An 18,641-nucleotide genomic window follows, 5' to 3' on the forward strand; every position below is an offset into this window, starting at 1 on the left:
TGAATGTGACCGTTCTCCCGGTTCCCACGGCAAATCCGCCATAGGAAGGTCACTTCCTGCCCCTGGCTGCCGCCGCAGGTCGGTTCTAGCCGCCGCCCTCGGGACGCATGTACGGGAACAGCAGCACGTCGCGGATCGACGAGGACCCGGTGAGCAGCATGACCAGCCGGTCGATGCCGACCCCCAGCCCACCCGTGGGCGGCAACCCAACCTCGAGGGCACGGATGTAGTCGGCGTCGTAATGCATGGCCTCGTCATCACCGCCGGCCTTGGCATCGACCTGGGCGCGGAACCTTGCCGCCTGGTCTTCGGGGTCGTTCAGTTCGGAGAAGCCGTTGGCGATCTCCTTGCCGCCGATGAACAGCTCGAAGCGGTCGGTGATGCCCGGCTCGGTGTCCGACTCGCGCGCCAGCGGCGAGACCTCGACCGGGTAATGGGTGATGAAGGTAGGCTGCACCAGCCCACCCTCGACGGTCTTTTCGAAGATTTCAAGCAGCAGCTTGCCCCAGCCGTACGATGGCTTGACCGGGATCTTCAGCGCCGCACAGTGACTCGCCAGCGCATCGCGGTCGCGGCAGTCGGCCGTGGTGATGTGCGGGTTGAGCTCACGCACCGCTTCCTCCAGTTTCCAGCGGCGGAACGCCGGGCCGAGGTCGATGGCATGCCCGTCCCACTCGACGGCGGTGCGGCCCAGCGTGTCCCGTGCGACGTCGCGGATCAGCGCTTCGGTCAGGTCCATGACCTCCTCGTAGGCCACGTAGGCCTCGTAGAGCTCCAGCATCGTGAACTCGGGATTGTGGCGGGTGCTCACGCCCTCGTTGCGGAAGTTGCGGTTGATCTCGTACACGCGTTCGAAGCCGCCCACGACGAGTCGCTTGAGATACAGCTCCGGCGCGACGCGCAGGTACAGTTCGAGGTCGAGCGCGTTGTGGTGGGTGACGAACGGGCGCGCGGCGGCGCCGCCGGCGATGTAATGCATCATCGGCGTTTCCACTTCCAGGAAGCGGCGTGCGTCCAGCCAGCGGCGGATCGCGGCGATGATCCGCGAGCGCTTCACGAACACCTCGCGTGCCTCCGGCGAAACCACCAGGTCGACGTAGCGCTGGCGGTAGCGTTGCTCCACGTCGGCCAGCCCATGCCATTTGTCCGGTAGCGGCCGCAGCGACTTGGTCAACAGGCGCAGCGACCCGGCCTTGACCGACAGCTCGCCGGTCTTCGTCCGCATCAGCGTGCCTTCGGCGGCGATGATGTCGCCGACGTCCCAGCCCTTGAACGCGTCGTAGCGTTCGCCCAGCGCGGCCGATTGCAGGAACAGCTGGATACGGCCGGTCACGTCCTGGATCTGCGCGAACGCAGCCTTGCCCATGACCCGCTTGGCCAGCATGCGCCCCGCGACCGTCACCCTGCGACCCTCGGCCTCGAGCGCCTCGCCGGTCCAGCGCTCGGCACTGTCGAACTCGGCCTGCAGGTCGCCGGCATGATCATGGCGACGGAAGTCGTTCGGGAATGCCACGCCCTGCCCGCGCAGTGCGGAGAGTTTCGCCCGCCGCTCGGCGATCAGCGCGTTCTCGTCGGCGTGGGCTTGCGGCTGGGAGGTCGGGTCAGTCATGGCGTGGGCGTTGGGACGGAGGAGGTTTTTCGTAGCGCGCGATTCCGCGTCAGCGGGAACGACGGGGATCAGACCGCATCGACGCGTTTGGACCCGGCTTCCAGGCCGGACTTCAAGCTGGCTTCGACGAATTCGTCCAGGTCGCCATCCAGCACCTTCTGCGTGTCGCTGCGCTCGATGCCGGTACGCAGGTCCTTGATCCGGCTCTGGTCCAGCACGTAGTTGCGGATCTGGCTGCCCCAGCCGATGTCGGACTTGGTGGCCTCCACGGCATCGCGCTCTGCATTGCGCTTCTGGATCTCCAGCTCATAGAGCTTGGCGGCCAGCATCTTCATCGCGGTGTCGCGGTTCTGGTGCTGGCTTCGGCCGTTCTGGCACGCCACGACGATCCCGGTGGGCACGTGGGTGATGCGCACCGCCGACTCGGTCTTGTTGACGTGCTGGCCGCCCGCGCCCGAGGAGCGGTAGACATCGGTCTTCAAGTCGGCCGGGTTGATGGTGATGTCGATGTTGTCGTCGACTTCCGGCGACACGAATACCGAGGTGAAGCTGGTGTGTCGGCGATTGTCGGAATCGAACGGCGACTTGCGCACCAGCCGGTGCACCCCGGTCTCGGTCTTCAGCCAGCCGTAGGCGAAATCGCCCTCCACGCGCACGGTGGCCGACTTGATGCCGGCGACATCACCGCCACTGGCTTCCATCAGCTCCGTCTTCCAGCCGCGCGACTCGGCCCAGCGCAGGTACATGCGCAGCAGCATCTCCGCCCAGTCCTGCGCCTCGGTGCCGCCGGCACCGGCCTGGATGTCGACGAAGGCACTGGCCGCATCCATCTTGCCGGAGAACATGCGCTGGAACTCCAGCTTGTCCACCTCGCCCGCGAAGCGCGCCACGTCATCCACCACGGCCTGCGCGGTGTCCTCGTCGCCTTCGGCTTCGGCCAGGTCCAGAAGTTCGCCCGCCCCGGCCAAACCCTCCGTCAGGTCGCGGATGCCGTTCACGGTTTTGTCCAGCAGCGAACGTTCCCGCCCCAGCGTTTGCGCGCGCTCCGGATCGTTCCAGACGTCCGGATGCTCCAGTTCGCGTTCTACTTCCTCCAGGCGCTCACGCTTGGCGTCGTAGTCAAAGATACCCCCTCAGCGCATCCAGCCGACCGGTCAGGTCGGCGATGCGCTGGCGGACGGGATTGAGCTCGATCATAGTGTCCAGATGCCTGCTTGGCGAAAGGATGCGATTCTAGCAATCTTGACCCCTCCTCCGGATCCGCGCCAACGCACCCATGTCCCCACGGATGACGCCCCACCATCGCTGGCTGCTGGTGCTGATGCTGACGGTTGCCGCCAGCGGGGTGGCCGCGCAGCCGGCGCATACACTGGACCCGGAGGCCGTGCGCTGTTACCAGCTGCGCCACGATGACCCGGACGCAGCGGCGCGCCTTGCTGAACAGCGCTTGGCCGAGGCTGATCTCTTGCCGCCGGACGCGCTGGTCTTCCAGGCGTGCCGCGCCATTTCCCTCGCGATCATGGGCGATGCGGACGGCGCGCGCGCTGGCGTTGCAGCCGTCGAGACCCTGCTGGCCGCGCACCCGATGCCACCGGGTTTCGAATTGCGGGCCCTGTCCAACGCCGGGGCAACACTGCAACTGGCGGGCGATGTCACCGGCGCACTCGAGGCCTACGAACGAGCATTGCGCGCAGCCGCTCGCGAGGACGCCTGGGAGGCCCAGGTCAGCACGCTCGTCAACATGGCGTTGCTGCATGGCGACGAGTTCGCCGCTTACGACCAGGCCGAAGCGCTGTTCGCGCAGGCCGCCGCGATCAATGACGCCCACGGTGACCGCAAGGCGTCCCTGTCCTACAACCGGGCGATCAATTCGCTGCGCAGGGAACGCCTGGCGGATGCACGCGTGCAGTTCCAGCAGGCACTCGACGGCGCGCGCGCCAGTGGCGAGGAAGTGATTGCGAGACGGGCCGAGGCCGAGCTGGTCGCGATGTCCGGTGCGCAGGACGCGAGGGCGGCGCTGCAGCGACTGCTCGACAGGCAGCGCAGCAGCGGCGACGTCTCCGGCGCTGCGCGCAGCGCGTTGCTGCAAGGGCGACTTGCGCTGGAGGCAGGCGACCACGCCGGCGCGCTGGCCGATGCGCAGCGCGCCGTGGAGATGCTGCCGGAGTCGGTGTTCGGCGCCGTCCGGCGCGAATCGCTTGAACTGGTGGCCGCCGCCGAGATCGCACGGGGGGATTGGCAGTCGGCATATCGCACCAGCAACCAGGTGCACGACGAACAGTTGCAGCGGCTGCGGAGCATGCAGTTGGGCAACATGGCCCGTGTGCAGGCAACGCTGGTGGACGAACACAACCTCGAGGAGCTGTTGCTGGCGCGGCAACAGGGGGCAATCAGTGAGTTGCAGGCATCCCACCAGCGTCGCCAGCGCAACCTGGCGGTTGCCGCACTGGGCCTGCTGCTGCTGTTGGCGGTGGGGTTCGTCGCCTATCAGCGCCGGATCACGCGCCGCCTGCGGAACCTCAGCGCGCAGGACAGCCTGACCCGGCTACTCAATCGCCACGCCGCCGGGAAACGGCTCGAGGCCATGGTGCCCACCCGTGTCGACGCCGGTGATGCACGGCTCGCTGTCTTCCTGATCGACATCGACCACTTCAAGGCGATCAACGACCGCCACGGGCACGACGCCGGTGACATGGCACTGCTTGCGGTTGCCAATGCACTCACGACCGCGTGTGGCCCCGACGGCGTGGTGGCGCGCTGGGGTGGCGAGGAGTTCCTGGTCGGGATGGGCGGGCTGGATGCCTCCGCCGCGGGCCGGATGGCCGAACGGTTGCGCCAGGCAATCGCGGACATGCGAGTTGGCGGCGGTGTTGGCAGCATGACCGTGTCGATCGGGTTTGCCGCGGCGCCCGTCTTTCCACCACCAGGGGGCAGCGTTGCAGGCGTGGCGTCGGGCCACTGGCCGGATGCCGTGGTGCTGGCAGACCGCGCGCTTTACGCCGCCAAACGTGGCGGCCGCGACACATGGGTCGGTTTGTGGGGGCGCGCAGGCACGAGCCGGCCGATTGACGAGGCACTCGACGATCCCGCCGCAGCGATCTCCAGCGGCGACCTGATGCTCTCCTCAGGACGCCCCGGCCTCAGCTCGGTCGCCGACCGCAGGGCGCGGGGCAATGGGGCTCCGCCCGCAACCACCTAGTCGGCCCGCGGCTTCAATCGCCAGGATCGCCTACGCGTCCGCTAATCGCCCACGCAGTTCGCTCCGGTATTTGCGGCTGCCCGGCAGCGTAGTGCCATCCTTCAGGTGCACGCGTGCGTCGCCCGTCTCCAGCGGCTCGAACGACACCAGCTGGTCCAGGTTGACGATATAGCTGCGATGGATGCGCACGAACCTTGCGGGGTCCAGCTTCTCGACGATCCCGCCAATGGTGCTGCGCAGGGGGTAATCGTGGCCACGCACGCGCAAGTTGACGTAGTTGCCGGCGGCCTGCACCCATTCAATGTCGTCGGCCGCCAACAGGAACTCGCGACCCAGCTTGCGTACCAGGAAGCGCTCCGGCCGATCGACCGGTTCGACCGGAGCCCCTTCGTCGGGACGCCCGAGCAGCCTCACCTCGCCCTGTAGCCGCCGGAGTAGCAGTCGATAGCCCTCGATCACCACCACGATGGCCGCATAGCTGCGGATGTCCTTGAGGTATTCGTAGGACAGGTTGCGGGGCCACGGACCAAAATCGTAGTCCATGCCATGCCAGCGGTAGGCGAGCGTTCGCAGCGCCACCATCCCCGCGACGTGCACCAGCGAGACCACGACACTCGCTGCCAGGTGCACGCCGAGCATCCGCCGCCAGTTGTCCCGATGCATGGGATAGCGCTCGGTGAACCGTGCGATCAATGGAATGACCAGCGCCCAGAGCAGCGCGCTGCTGATCTCCCAGGCCCACGGCTCCCACGGCTGCAGCGTGGTGGCGCCCGAGCGATTGTGGTCCATCCAGACGGTGATGCTGTTGCCCAAGGCGTTGGACACGAGGATCGCGCCGACGAACCCGACCTCGACCCACCGCCGCCACGGCCGGTAACGCTCGTATGCAGTGGGCGAACTGGTCATGGCACCGATTCTACTTGGCGGCGTCACTCGACTCGTCCCTGCCGGCCGCGGTTCGTCCCAAACGCTTGTCGGTCAATCACTTGGCGCTGGCATGGTGAGCAAGACGGGCGCACGGTGAGCGCTCACCGACCAACTGCAGGAACCTGCATGCAACGCCGCCACGATCTCGATTGGGTCCGCATCTACGCCTTCGCCCTGCTCGTCCTGTACCACGTCGGCATGTACTACGTGACCTGGGATTGGCACGTCAACAGCCCGTTCGCCAGCCATGCGCTGGAACCGGTGATGATGATGAGTTCGCCCTGGCGGTTGTCACTGCTGTTCGTGGTCTCGGGCGTCGCCACCGCGTTCCTGCTGCGCAAGTCGCGCGAGTCGGCGGCTGCCGGACACGGCGGGCGGTTCCTCGGGCCGCGTTCGTGGCGGCTGCTGGTGCCGCTGGCGTTCGGAATGCTGGTGATCGTGCCCCCGCAGTCGTACTACGAGGTGGTCGAGAAACTACCCGGAGGCTTCCACGATGGCTACCTCTCGTTCTGGGGCCGCTACCTCGCCGCGGACGACAGCTTCTGCGATGGCGATGGTTGCCTGGTCGTGCCGACCTGGAACCATCTGTGGTTCGTCGCCTACCTGTGGGTCTACACCGTGGCGGTTTGGGCGTTGGCCAAGTCGATACCGGCCGCGCTGGAACGTGCCGGAACGATGATGGCGACGGCACTGTCCTCGCCAATGGGCCTACTGCTTTGGCCGATCCTGTTCCTGGCGGCCGCACGCATCGCGCTCATCGGCACCTTCGGGTCGACCCACGCCCTGGTCGACGACTGGTACAACCATGCGCAGTACTTCGGCGTCTTCCTGCTGGGTTTCCTGATCGCCCGGGCGGATGGCGTCTGGCAGGCCACCGAGCGTGTCCGTTGGCCGGCCCTCACGCTGTGGTTCGCCAGCTGGCTGGCGATCACGGCCTACTTCGCGTGGTTCCGCGACGCGGCACCGCCCGACGGCCTGCGGCTGTCGATGCGCGGGACCTGGGCGCTGAACCAGTGGTGCGCGATCGTGGCGATCCTGGGATTCGCCCGCCGCCTCGCGCCTGGCGACAGTCCGTTGCTGCGCTACCTTTCGACCGCGATCTTTCCGGTCTACATCCTCCACCAGACCGTGACCGTGGTGCTGGCGCACAACGCCAAGCCGCTGGGGCTGAGGCCGCTGGTGGAAGGACCGCTACTGGTCCTGCTCACCTTCGGGCTGTGTTTCGCCGCTTACGAGATCGTGCGTCGCATTGCGCCATTGCGGCCGCTGTTCGGCTTGCGCTGGCGCGAACGCTTGCCTTGATCCCGAGGCACCTTGGCCGCCTCGGGCAGGCTCGCGGTGCTCGACGATCAGCTGGATGGCGCGGGCACCGCGCCAGTCGTCCGCAGCCAGCCGATAGGCCAGCCGCACGTGGCCGCACGGCGCTTCTCCCGAACCACCACCGAAATCGATCGCATTCAGCGCATCACGCACGCCCTCGCAGCGCAGCGAGAGCTTGAGGTGGCGTTCGCCCACGATCCGGGTATCGAGCACCTCGAACACGCCGTCGAACAGTGGCTCGGGAAAGCCCTGCCCCCATGGCCCGCCATCGCGCAGGGCATCGGCGTGGCGACGGGTGAACTCTTCCGCCGACAGCTCGCCGTCGCTCAGCAGTTCGGCCTGCAGGAGATCCGGCGCAACCAGCGACGCCACGGCGTCGCGGAACGCGATGGCGAACGCATCGTAGCGATCGGCCTGCAGGGTCAGCCCCGCCGCCATCGCATGGCCGCCGAATTTCGTGATCAGTCCCGGGTGGGCAACATCCACCGCCGCCAGCGCGTCACGGATGTGCAGCCCGGGGATCGAACGCGCCGACCCGCGCAGCTGTGCGCTGCCCGGCTCCGAGGGCGCGAAGGCGACGACCGGGCGATGCAACTGCTCCTTCACCTTCGACGCCACCAGTCCAACGATGCCGGGGTGCCAATCGGCGTCATGCAGGCAGACCGCAACGGGGGCCGCGTGCGCGCCGTCGAGCGCGCGCGTCGCCAACGCCGCTTCGGCGTCCTCCAGCATCAGTTGCTGCACGCCGCGTCGTTCGGCATTGATGCCGTGGAGGATTTCCGCCAGTTCACGGGCGCGCGTGGCGTCATCGGCCAGCAGGCATTCGATGCCCAAGGCCATGTCTTCGAGTCGTCCCGCGGCGTTGATGCGTGGCGCAACGGCGAAGCCGATGTCGCCGGCGGTCAGCGTGGCAGCGTTGCGTCCGGACACGTCGATCAGGGCGTTCAGCCCCGGGCAGCCCCTGCCCGCACGCAACCGCCGCAGGCCTGCGGCCACGAGCGCGCGATTGTTGGCATCCAGCGGAACCAGGTCGGCCACGGTGCCCACGGCGACCAGGTCGAGCAGGCTGGCGAGGTCGGCATCGACCGAGCCCGGCACGCCTGCCTCACGCAGGCGCCGTCGCAGCGCAAGCAGGACGTAGAACACCACGCCGACGCCCGCCAGGGTCTTGCTGGGAAACGCGTCGCCAGGCAGGTTGGGATTGACGATGGCATCGGCCGGCGGCAGCGCCTCGCCGGGCAGGTGGTGGTCGGTGACCAGCACCTGCCAGCCATGCCTCTTGGCGGCGGTGACGCCGGCGTGGCAGGCGATGCCGTGGTCGACCGTGACCAGAAGCGATGGTGCCAGCGGCACGAGTTCTGCCACAAGCGCTTCCGACAGGCCGTAGCCGTGCACGATGCGGTTGGGCACCGCGTGCACCACGTCGCTGGCGCCAAGCATGCGCAGGCCGCGTACCGCGACGGCGCATGCGGTGGCGCCATCGGCATCGAAATCGCCCACCACCAGGATGCGCTTGCGCGCGGCAATGGCTTCCACCAGCAGCGACGTGGCCGCTTCGATGCCGCCGAGCGCATCCGGTGGCAGCAGCTGCGAGGCGGAAGGTTTCGCGTGGGTGGGGTCCGAAATGCCGCGTGCGGTGTAAACGCGGCGGAGCAGCGGCAGTACGTCTTCGCCCCAGCCATCGATGGGCTGGACGGGATCGCGGCGCCGGATCCTTGGCCCGATCGCGCTCAAACGCTTGGGCCGGCCAAGGGGCTGCGCCAGAATCGCCAGCGATGGCTGCGGTGCAGTACGCGGCGCACGCCGTCTTCGCTGTCGAGTCCCAGCGCCTCGAGTTGCCCGTCGCGCAGTGCTGCCAGCGCAGGCGCCAGCCACTCGCGCTCCAGCGCCGCCAGGTCGCGCGTCGCGACCAGGTCGAAGGCGACATCGCCTTCACCTGCCTCGAACCGTTCGCGGGGCGGCGCAAGGATGCCGGCGGCGTGCGCCAGTGAAATGCCGGTTTCGTCATCGCCCGCATAGCGCGTGTGCGGCGACTGCACGCGATCCGGCAAGGCGCCGCCGCCCCAGAACCACAGCGAGTTCACCGCGGGCTTGCCCTGCTCCACCCGGCGCGCGTTCCAGGGATGGTTGTGCAGCACCACCTGCGCCTCGCTCAGCAGTGTTCTCCAGCGACGCCCGTCGGCACTCCCGCCCGGCAGGTGATCGAAAACATCGGTGCCCAGCGCATCGTCTGGTTCGGAAAAATCGGGCGGGATGCTTCCTGTCGGCAGCCGCAGGTACCAGCGTGACGGCGTGGGCGCGTCGATGGGCACGCCGGCATCGCCGAAGATCGGCCGCAGCGGCGGCAGCAGCGCGTCCACGTCTTCGCGGGTCAACGCCAACGATTCGCCATGCGCCAGGAGGCGCGCGCCGTTGATGTCGGGCAGCACATGGCAGGGGTCGGCGCGCAGCCAGATGGCGCCGGCGGCATCGCCGGCATCGGCCTCGCGCGTCAGTGCAGCCACCGGCCAGCCGTTGGGCAACAGCCGGAAATGCCGGGAGAGCAAGGCGCGACGTCCTTCGGCGACCACCGGCAGGCGGTCGGCGCGCCCGAGTGCGCGCGCAACCTCGGGCGACAGCGACTGCGCTCCGAAACGGCGCGACGCAGGCAGCAGCAGCGTCGCCTTCACCGGGTCAGTCCTTGTAGCTGACTTCGATCACTTCGTACTCGCGGGTGCCGCCCGGGGCCTCGATGGTGACGCTGTCGCCCTCGTGCTTGCCGATCAACGCACGCGCGACCGGTGACGAAATCGCGATCAGGCCGAGCTTGATGTCGGCCTCGAGGTCGCCGACGATCTGGTAGCGCCGCTCTTCGTCGGTTTCCACGTCGGCCACGGTCACCTTCGCGCCGAACACGATGCGGTCGCCGGCATCGAGCTTGCTCACGTCGATCACGTCCGCATGCGACAGCTCGCCTTCGAGCTGCTTGATGCGGCCTTCGATGAAACCCTGCTGCTCGCGGGCCGCATGGTACTCGGCGTTTTCCTTCAGGTCGCCGTGCGCACGCGCTTCGGCGATGGCGTTGATCACCGCCGGTCTCTGGACGGACTTCAGTTCGTCCAGTTCTGCGCGCAGGCGCTGCGCGCCCTGCAGGGTCATGGGTGCTCTCATCGGATGGGGTCCTTATGCGTCCGCGCGCAGTTCTTCGTGGAGTTCCTGCAGCGCCCAGACCGGGCCGCTGCCGCGATACTCCAGAGAATGCAGCAAGGCCTTGGCGCCGGCAATGGTGGTCGAGTACGTGACCCGGTGCTGCAGCGCCTCGCGGCGGATCGAGAACGAGTCCGCGATCGCCTGCCGGCCTTCGGTGGTGTTGACGATGTAGGCGATCTCGCCGTTCTTGATCAGGTCGACCACGTGCGGCCGGCCCTCGATCACCTTGTTGATCTGCTCGCAGGCGATGCCGTTGCGCTGCAGCCACTTCGCGGTGCCCGAGGTGGCGACGATGGTGTAGCCCTTCGCCTGCAGGTCGCGCGCGACCGGCAGCACGCGCTGCTTGTCCGGGTCGCGCACGGAGACGAAGGCCTTGGCGGCCTTGTCCGGCGTCGGCGGCGCCTTGATGCTGGCCGCCTCCTGCGCGCGCGCGAACGCAGCGCCGAAGCTGCGGCCCACGCCCATTACTTCGCCGGTCGAGCGCATTTCCGGGCCGAGGATCGGGTCGACGCCCTGGAACTTGGCGAACGGGAAGATCGCTTCCTTGACCGAGTAGTAGTCGGGCACGATTTCCTTCGTGGCGCCCTGCTCGGCCAGCGACTTTCCGGCCATGCAGCGCGCCGCGATCTTGGCCAGGGGCAACCCGATCGCCTTCGATACGAACGGCACCGTGCGCGAGGCGCGCGGGTTCACTTCCAGCAGGAAGATGGTGTGGCTGCCGTCGTCCTCGGACTGCACCGCGAACTGGGTGTTCATCAGGCCGACCACGTTCAGCGCCTTGGCCAGCGCCACCACCTGTTCGCGCAGCGCGTCCTGCACGTCCTTGCCCAGCGAGTACGGCGGCAGCGAGCAGGACGAGTCGCCGGAATGCACCCCGGCCTCCTCGATGTGCTCCATCACGCCACCGATCAGCACAGCACCGGTGCTGTCGGCGATAACGTCGACGTCGAACTCGACCGCGTTGTCGAGGAAGCGGTCCAGCAGCACCGGCGAATCGTTCGACACCTTGACCGCATCGCGCATGTAGCGCGCGAGGTCGCTGTCGGCATGCACCACTTCCATCGCGCGGCCGCCGAGCACGTAGCTGGGGCGCACGACCAGCGGGTAGCCGATCTCGCGCGCCAGCACCAGTGCTTCGTCGGGATTGCGCGCCGTGCGGTTGGGCGGCTGCTTGAGGCCGAGATCATCGACCAGCTTCTGGAAGCGCTCGCGATCCTCGGCCAGGTCGATGGAGTCCGGCGACGTGCCGATGATCGGCACGCCATTGGCTTCCAGCGCTCGCGCCAGCTTGAGCGGCGTCTGCCCGCCGTATTGCACGATCACGCCCTTGGGTTTCTCGATCTCGACGATCTCCAGCACGTCTTCCAGCGTCAGCGGCTCGAAGTACAGGCGGTCGGAGGTGTCGTAGTCGGTGGAGACGGTTTCGGGATTGCAGTTGACCATGATGGTCTCGAACCCGTCCTCGCGCAGCGCCAGCGCGGCATGCACGCAGCAGTAGTCGAACTCGATGCCCTGCCCGATGCGGTTGGGTCCGCCGCCGAGGATCATGATCTTTTCGCGGGACGTCGGCTGCGCCTCGCACTCGTCCTCGTAGGTCGAATACAGGTAGGCCGTGCTGGTCGCGAACTCGGCCGCGCACGAGTCAACGCGCTTGTAGACCGGCCTCACGCCATGCGCGCGACGCAGGGCGCGCACGGCCTGCTCATCGCTGCCGACCAGCTGTGCCAGCCGCGCGTCCGAGAACCCCATGCGCTTGAGCGCGCGCAGGCGCGACTTGTCGAGCGCGTCGATGCCGGCGGCGGCCACCTCGTCCTCGGTCGACACGATTTCCTCGATCTGGTCGAGGAACCACGGGTCGACATACGACAGCGCATAGACGTCCTCGACCGACAGTCCGGCGCGGAAGGCATCGGCCAGGTAGAACAGGCGTTCCGGGCCCGGCTCCTTCACTTCTCGACGCATGGTCGCCAGATCGGACTCGTCGGCCAGGTCCAACCCGGTCGGGTCGAAGCCGACCTTGCCGGTTTCCAGCCCGCGCAGCGCCTTCTGCATCGATTCCTGGAAGGTGCGGCCCATCGCCATCACCTCGCCCACCGACTTCATCTGCGTGGTCAGCCGCGCATCGGCCTGCGGGAATTTCTCGAAGGCGAAGCGCGGGATCTTGGTCACCACGTAGTCGATCGACGGCTCGAACGAGGCCGGCGTCCTGCCGCCGGTGATCTCGTTCTTCAGCTCGTCCAGCGTGTAGCCCACCGCCAGCTTGGCCGCGACCTTGGCGATCGGGAACCCGGTCGCCTTGGACGCCAGCGCCGACGAGCGCGAGACGCGCGGGTTCATCTCGATCACCACCACGCGCCCGGTCGTGGGGCTGATGCCGAACTGCACGTTCGAGCCGCCGGTGTCCACGCCGATCTTGCGCAGCACCGCGATGGACGCATCGCGCAGGCGCTGGTACTCCTTGTCGGTGAGCGTCTGTGCCGGCGCGACGGTGATGCTGTCGCCGGTATGCACGCCCATCGGGTCGAGGTTTTCGATGGAACAGACGATGATGCAGTTGTCCGCGGTATCGCGGACGACCTCCATCTCGAATTCCTTCCAGCCCAGCACCGACTCTTCCACCAGCACCTCGGTGGTCGGCGACAGCTCCAGGCCGCGATTGACGATCTCGACCAGTTCCTCGCGATTGTAGGCGATGCCGCCGCCGCTGCCTCCCAGGGTGAAGCTGGGGCGGATGATGGTCGGATAGCCCACCGTCGCCTGGATCTCCAGCGCCTCGTCCAGCGTATGCGCCACTGCGGCCTTCGGGCATTCCAGCCCGATCTCGCCCATTGCCACGCGGAACAGCTCGCGGTCTTCGGCCATGCGGATCGCATCGCGCTTGGCACCGATCAATTCGACGTCGTACTTCTCCAGCACGCCGTTGTCTGCAAGGTCCAGGGCGCAGTTGAGCGCGGTCTGTCCGCCCATGGTGGGCAGCAACGCGTCGGGTTTTTCCTTTGCGATGATCTTCTCGACCGTCTGCCAGTTGATCGGCTCGATGTAGACCGCGTCCGCCATCTCCGGGTCGGTCATGATCGTGGCCGGGTTGCTGTTGACCAGCACCACCCGGTAGCCCTCTTCGCGCAGCGCCTTGCAGGCCTGCGCGCCCGAGTAGTCGAACTCGCAGGCCTGGCCGATGACGATCGGGCCGGCGCCGATGATGAGGATGGTCTGGATGTCGGTGCGCTTGGGCATTTCTGGACTCAGTTTCCGGCGGTGGCAGCCTTGCTGCCGATATGCTTGTCGAGGAATGCCTCCATGGCGTCGTAAAACTCGACCTGATTACTCAAGTCGTAGAAACCATGACCTTCGTTGGGCTTGACAAGAGTCACTTCGGGTGGATTCCCAACGTCCTCCAGAGCCCTCTTCATCCTGTTGTAGTGAACTATCGGAACAATCTCATCTTTGCCGCCGTGGACAAGCATGACCGGGACCCGGATTCGAGCAGCGTTGTTGATCGGTGACTGCGCCTGCCTCTCCGACTCCGCAGATGGAACAACTCGATCGAGAAAAGCACGCGAAGCGGGCGTGTTGCTACTGCCGTCCGAATACATCAGGCCAAGGGAATAAACTCCGACAAACCCAATGGTGCAGCGGTATTTGTCCGGATAGCGGATGACGGACTGCACGGCAGCATATCCGCCATAGGAAGCCCCGTAGCTGCAAACCCGATCCTTATCAGCGATACCTTGCGAGACCACCCAATCGACGGCATCAGCCATATCGTCGATCATCAATGTTCCCCATCTTTTGTAACCCGCGCGTTCGAATGCATTGCCGTACCCGCCGGACCCGCGGAAATTGACCTGCAAGACGGCATAGCCACGATCAGCGAGGAACTGGACTTCAGGATTGAACCCCCAATAGTCACGCGGACCATGCGGGCCACCATGCGGATGCATGATCAGCGGCAGGTTCCTGCCACTGCTGTTGCGAGGGATCGTGATGTAGCCGTGGACCATCGTGCCATCGCGTGTCGGGAAGCTGATCGGCCGCATCTCCGACATCTGCCCGGGCTTGATCCAGTCCCTCGAAGCCAGCAGGAACTTGGCCTGCCCATTGCTGCGGTCGAACAGGTAGTACGAGCCCGGATCCACGTCGCTGTACGTCCTGACCAGTACATAACGACCGTCTTTGCTGATGCCTTCGAACGACACCGCATGGTCGGGGAACGCATTCACCAGGCCCGCGTATGTGCGCGATTCCGGATGGTCGGCGTTGAGGAAGTCGATGCTCGGGAGGCCGTCCTCGTAGATCACGGCCAGCTGGTCACGCTCGTCGCTGCTCGACAGCATGCGGGACGCCACCACATTGGCGTTCTCCGACACCCGTTCGCGCTGGTTGGTCTCGGGGTCCAGCAGGTAGAGCGCCGCCGGCTCTCCGGCCTCGCTCGCCGCCACGTAGACGCGCTTGTTGTCACGGTCGAATGCAATGGGGAACAACTGCGACTCGCCCATGGCGGCACGATGCACTTCCGTCCAACGGTCGCCGTCGCGGCGCAACGTCACGTTGGTGAGGTCCTTGGTCTGGCCAATGGCATAGCGGACCTTCCGGTCGTGGTCGACCAGGAAGCTGCCGTAATCCAGGGGCGCGGTGGCGACCGTTCGGACCACGCCGTTCTGTACATTCATACGCGAAAGGAACGCGGATTCGATCGAGCGCTGCACGAGGACCGTGGACGGATCGTCATGCATCACGTCCACGATACGGTAGGTTCCCCCATTCGGGATGTCCGCGCGGCGCCTGCCATCGACGTCGGAAGCGTAGACATCCGGCGTCCCCACCCGGAAATCGTAGCGTCCGAGTTTCAGGCTGACATACATGAAGAACCGCGTGTCGTTGACCCAGACCACGCGATCAATATGGCGCCTGGCGCCGTAATCCCACTTGCCGACCAGAGTCATGTCTGCCGTGCGGAAGGCGGCGAGCAGTGTCCGGTCGCCCTGCGGGACGGACACGGTGATGTATTCACCGGTCGGTGAAAGGGAGACCGAGGTGAACTCGGGGTCCTTGAAGAAATCCTCCACCGGCACCCTGGCGGACACGGAGCCAGACAACAGCAGACACATCAGCGCTATCCGTACGATCAATGTCATTGCGTCCCCCCCCTGGAATGATGACGTTGCAGCATCGAAACAAACCGGTCGAACAACGGCGACACATCCCGTGGGCCCGGCGAGGCCTCGGGGTGTCCCTGGAACGAGAATGCGGGGGCGTCGGTCAGTTCGATGCCCTGGTTGGTGCCGTCGAACAGCGAGCGGTGGATCACGCGCACGTTGGCGGGCAACGACGATTCGTCCACCGCGAAGCCGTGGTTCTGCGAGGTGATCATCACCCGGCCGCTGTCGAGGTCCTGCACCGGATGGTTGGCGCCATGGTGGCCATGCCCCATCTTCATGGTCCTGGCGCCCGCGGCGAGTGCCAGCAACTGGTGGCCGAGACAGATGCCGAACGTCGGGACCTTGCGGTCGATGAACTCGCGGATCGCCGAGATGGCGTAATCGCAGGGCGCGGGATCGCCGGGACCGTTGGACAGGAACACGCCGTCGGGTGCCATCGCCAGCACATCGGCAGCGGGCGTCTGCGCCGGCACGACATGCACGTCGCATCCGCGCTCGGCCAGCATGCGCAGGATGTTGTGCTTCACGCCGAAATCGTAGGCGACCACTTTGTGCCTGGACTCGGCGGAGATGAACTCGCCGCTATCCAGGTCCAGCTGGCCCTCCGTCCAGCGGTAGGGTTCCTTCGTGCTCACCACTTTCGCAAGGTCCATGCCCTTGAGGCCCGGGAACTTGCGCGCGGCTTCCAGCGCAGCGTCGACGTCAATGTCGTTGCCGGCGACGATGGTGCCGTTCTGCGCGCCGCGTTCGCGCAGCAGGCGGGTCAGTTTGCGCGTATCGATGCCGGCAATGGCCACGATGTCGCGCGCGCGCAGCCAGTCCTGCAGTGAGGCCTGGCTGCGCCAGTTGCTGGGACGACGCGGCACGTCGCGCACGATCAGGCCGGAACACCAGACCTTCGACGCCTCGTCGTCCTGCGGGGTGCACCCGGTGTTGCCGATGTGCGGATAGGTCAGGGTGACGATCTGCTTCGCGTAGGAAGGATCGGTCAGGATTTCCTGGTAGCCGGTCATGGCGGTGTTGAACACCACTTCGCCGACCGACTGGCCGGGGGCGCCCACGGACATGCCCTCGAATACGGTGCCGTCTTCGAGGACGAGGATTGCGGTTTCGGTCACTGGCTTCGCCTACGCGGGGTTGCAAGACGCCGCCGGAGCGCGGAAACCGGTCCGGAGGCAAGTGGGATCAGGCGAGCGGGAATGATACCGGCACGACGCATCGCGCGCCAGCGCCGCGGCCAGGAAGCGTGAATCAAAGCAGGTCGCGCAGCCGGTACCGACCCGCGTCGCGCCCGGCCAGGCGCCGTGCGGCGTGCAGCGCGCCGCGCGCGAAGATGTCGCGGTTGGTGGCGCGATGCACCAGCTCGATCCGCTCGCCGGTCGCCGCGAACTGCACGGTGTGCTCGCCGACGATGTCGCCAGCGCGCAGGCTGGCATAGCGGGGCGTCGCCCCGCCCTGCCCCGCGGCGGCCCCCAGCGCCAGCGCGGTGCCCGATGGCGCGTCCTGCTTGTGGACGTGATGGGCCTCGACGATGTCGCAATCCCAGCCCGGCAATGCCGCCGACGCACGTTCCACAAGGTCGCCCAGCACGGCGACGCCGAGGCTGAAGTTCGCTTCCCAGACCACCGGGATGCGCAGCGCAGCGGCCGCGAGTGCAGCCCGCTGCGCGTCCGAGAGCCCGGTGGTGCCCGACACGAATCCAGCGCCGCGATCGAGCGCAAGCGCCAGCGGCGCATCGAAGGCTTCCGGCAAGCTGAAATCGATGACCGCATCGAAGACCGGCGTGCCTGCAAGCTCCGACGAGGCGAAGTACGGGACGCCATCCACCACGCGCTGCCTGACCGTGCGCGCGGACGCGGCCACCACCGTGCATGGGCCGCCATCATCGGCAGCGCAGAGCCGCAGCAGGGCCTGGCCCATGCGTCCGGAGGCGCCGTGGATCAGCAGTCGCGTTGGCGTAAGGCCTGGATCGAGGGTGGACTTGGGCATGCGCGCAGGCTAGCGGTGCGGCAGGCAATCAACAAGCGCGTCGCGCAGCCGGGCGCCCGGGGCATCAGGCCTTCATCCGCTCCCAGAAGCCTTTCACGCCATCGATGAAGGTGCTGGACCGCGGCGAATGGCGGCGTGCACCGTCGCCGGTGAAGGTTTCCTCGAACTGCCCCAGCAGCTCCCGCTGCTTCGCGGTGAGGTTGACCGGCGTTTCCACCACCACCTTGCAGTACAGGTCGCCGGCACTGCGGCTGCGCACGGACTTGACGCCCTTGTCGCGCAGGCGGAAGACCTTGCCGGTCTGGGTTTCTGCCGGGATGCGGATCTCGGCCTCGCCGCCCAGCGTGGGCACGCGCACGCTGTCGCCCAGCGCCGCCTGCGAGATGCGGATCGGCACCTCGCAGTGCAGGTCGTCGCCGTCGCGCTCGAAGATCGCGTGCGGGCGCACGCGGACCTCGACATACAGGTCGCCGGGCGGCGAACCGGCCGGGCCGGCCTCGCCTTCGCCGGCCAGCCGGATGCGGTCGCCGCTGTCCACGCCCGCCGGGATCTTCACCGACAGGACTTTTTCCTCTTCGATGCGGCCATTGCCATGGCAGGCTTTGCACGGGTTGGCAATGGTCTGGCCGCGCCCGCCACACGTCGGGCACGCCTGCTGCATGGCGAAGATGCCGCGCTGGAACCGGACCTGCCCGCGCCCGCCACAGGTGCCGCAGGTCTCGAGCTTGCGGTCCTCGGAGCCGGTGCCGTCGCAGGCGTCGCACTCGGCCAGGGTGGGCAGCTCGATGCGCTTCTCGACCCCCGCGACCGCTTCTTCCAGGTCGAGTTCCATCATGTAGCCGACGTCGGCGCCGCGCCGCGGGCCGCCACGTCCACCACCGCCGCCGAAGATGTTGCCGAAGATGTCGCCGAAGATGTCGCCCATGTCGGCGCCACCGAAGCCGGGGCCGGCATTGCCACCGCCCATGCCGTGTTCGAAGGCGGCATGGCCGTGCTGGTCGTACATGCGGCGCTTGCCGCCATCCGACAGCACTTCGTAGGCCTCCTTGCACTCCTTGAACGCGGCCTCGGCCGCGGCATCGCCCGGGTTGCGGTCCGGGTGGTGCTTCATCGCGCAGCGGCGGTAGGCCTTCTTCAGGTCGTCTTCGCTGGCGTCGCGCGCGACGCCGAGGACTTCGTAATAGTCGCGTTTGCTCATGCGTTCCTCTCCTTCCCGCTCCGGGAAGGCTGGGGTGGGGTCGGTGATGCG

General features: G+C 67.1%; 13 protein-coding genes. 2 read left to right on the top strand and 11 right to left on the bottom strand.

Annotation, left to right across the window (positions count from 1 at the left end):
- Positions 1 to 85 precede the first annotated feature (85 nt).
- Positions 86 to 1,609 carry a lysine--tRNA ligase gene (gene lysS / locus E2F46_RS10830; protein ID WP_133322094.1) on the bottom strand — a complete coding sequence of 508 codons (1,524 nt, stop codon included), beginning with the start codon at positions 1,607 to 1,609 and terminating at the stop codon, positions 86 to 88.
- A 68-nt stretch (positions 1,610 to 1,677) separates the two neighbouring features.
- Positions 1,678 to 2,806, bottom strand: a protein-coding gene (gene prfB, locus E2F46_RS10835; protein ID WP_133322095.1) for a peptide chain release factor 2 whose coding sequence is annotated in 2 segments (ribosomal slippage) — positions 1,678 to 2,730 and positions 2,732 to 2,806 — 1,128 coding nt in all. Because the reading frame shifts where the segments join, the coding sequence is not laid out codon by codon here.
- A 79-nt stretch (positions 2,807 to 2,885) separates the two neighbouring features.
- Between prfB and E2F46_RS10840 the strand changes: the two genes are divergently transcribed.
- Positions 2,886 to 4,808 (top strand): GGDEF domain-containing protein, encoded by a 1,923-nt coding sequence (locus tag E2F46_RS10840; protein ID WP_133322096.1) that lies wholly within the window; start codon positions 2,886 to 2,888, stop codon positions 4,806 to 4,808.
- A gap of 30 nt (positions 4,809 to 4,838) precedes the next feature.
- Here the strand turns inward: E2F46_RS10840 and E2F46_RS10845 are convergent, their stop codons facing one another.
- Entirely contained in the window at positions 4,839 to 5,714 is an 876-nt protein-coding gene (locus E2F46_RS10845) for a LytTR family DNA-binding domain-containing protein (protein ID WP_133322097.1), read from the bottom strand.
- 147 nt (positions 5,715 to 5,861) lie between these two features.
- Between E2F46_RS10845 and E2F46_RS10850 the strand changes: the two genes are divergently transcribed.
- Entirely contained in the window at positions 5,862 to 7,037 is a 1,176-nt protein-coding gene (locus E2F46_RS10850) for an acyltransferase family protein (protein ID WP_133322098.1), read from the top strand.
- On the opposite strand, the gene recJ is transcribed toward E2F46_RS10850, so the two are convergent.
- The 8 genes from recJ to dnaJ all read right to left on the bottom strand — a co-directional run bounded on the left by recJ (position 6,927) and on the right by dnaJ (position 18,590).
- Positions 6,927 to 8,780, bottom strand: coding sequence for a single-stranded-DNA-specific exonuclease RecJ (recJ, locus tag E2F46_RS10855; RefSeq protein ID WP_425599824.1), 1,854 nt, complete (start codon positions 8,778 to 8,780; stop codon positions 6,927 to 6,929). The two genes, E2F46_RS10850 and recJ, sit on opposite strands and share 111 nt — an antisense overlap.
- Positions 8,781 to 8,785: 5 nt before the next feature.
- Entirely contained in the window at positions 8,786 to 9,724 is a 939-nt protein-coding gene (locus E2F46_RS10860) for a phosphoglycerate mutase (RefSeq protein ID WP_133322100.1), read from the bottom strand.
- Positions 9,725 to 9,728: 4 nt separating this feature from the next.
- Positions 9,729 to 10,193: a transcription elongation factor GreA gene (greA, locus tag E2F46_RS10865; protein WP_207949567.1), complete on the bottom strand. Its 465-nt coding sequence runs from the start codon at positions 10,191 to 10,193 to the stop codon at positions 9,729 to 9,731.
- A gap of 24 nt (positions 10,194 to 10,217) precedes the next feature.
- The gene (carB, locus tag E2F46_RS10870; RefSeq protein ID WP_133322102.1) at positions 10,218 to 13,478 is read right to left on the bottom strand and encodes a carbamoyl-phosphate synthase large subunit; all 3,261 of its coding nucleotides are present in this window, start codon (positions 13,476 to 13,478) and stop codon (positions 10,218 to 10,220) included.
- An 8-nt stretch (positions 13,479 to 13,486) separates the two neighbouring features.
- On the bottom strand, positions 13,487 to 15,352 hold the full coding sequence (locus E2F46_RS10875; protein ID WP_165967437.1) for an alpha/beta hydrolase family protein: 1,866 nt from the start codon (positions 15,350 to 15,352) through the stop codon (positions 13,487 to 13,489).
- A 23-nt stretch (positions 15,353 to 15,375) separates the two neighbouring features.
- Positions 15,376 to 16,521, bottom strand: coding sequence for a glutamine-hydrolyzing carbamoyl-phosphate synthase small subunit (carA, locus tag E2F46_RS10880; RefSeq protein ID WP_133322104.1), 1,146 nt, complete (start codon positions 16,519 to 16,521; stop codon positions 15,376 to 15,378).
- A 133-nt stretch (positions 16,522 to 16,654) separates the two neighbouring features.
- Positions 16,655 to 17,392 (bottom strand): 4-hydroxy-tetrahydrodipicolinate reductase, encoded by a 738-nt coding sequence (locus E2F46_RS10885; protein WP_133322105.1) that lies wholly within the window; start codon positions 17,390 to 17,392, stop codon positions 16,655 to 16,657.
- Positions 17,393 to 17,456: 64 nt separating this feature from the next.
- Positions 17,457 to 18,590, bottom strand: a complete 1,134-nt coding sequence (dnaJ, locus tag E2F46_RS10890) for a molecular chaperone DnaJ (RefSeq protein ID WP_133322106.1) — start codon at positions 18,588 to 18,590, stop codon at positions 17,457 to 17,459.
- Positions 18,591 to 18,641 lie beyond the last annotated feature (51 nt).

It is taken from the genome of Luteimonas aestuarii, from assembly GCF_004357985.1.
GTDB classification, from domain to species: Bacteria; Pseudomonadota; Gammaproteobacteria; order Xanthomonadales; family Xanthomonadaceae; genus Luteimonas; species Luteimonas aestuarii.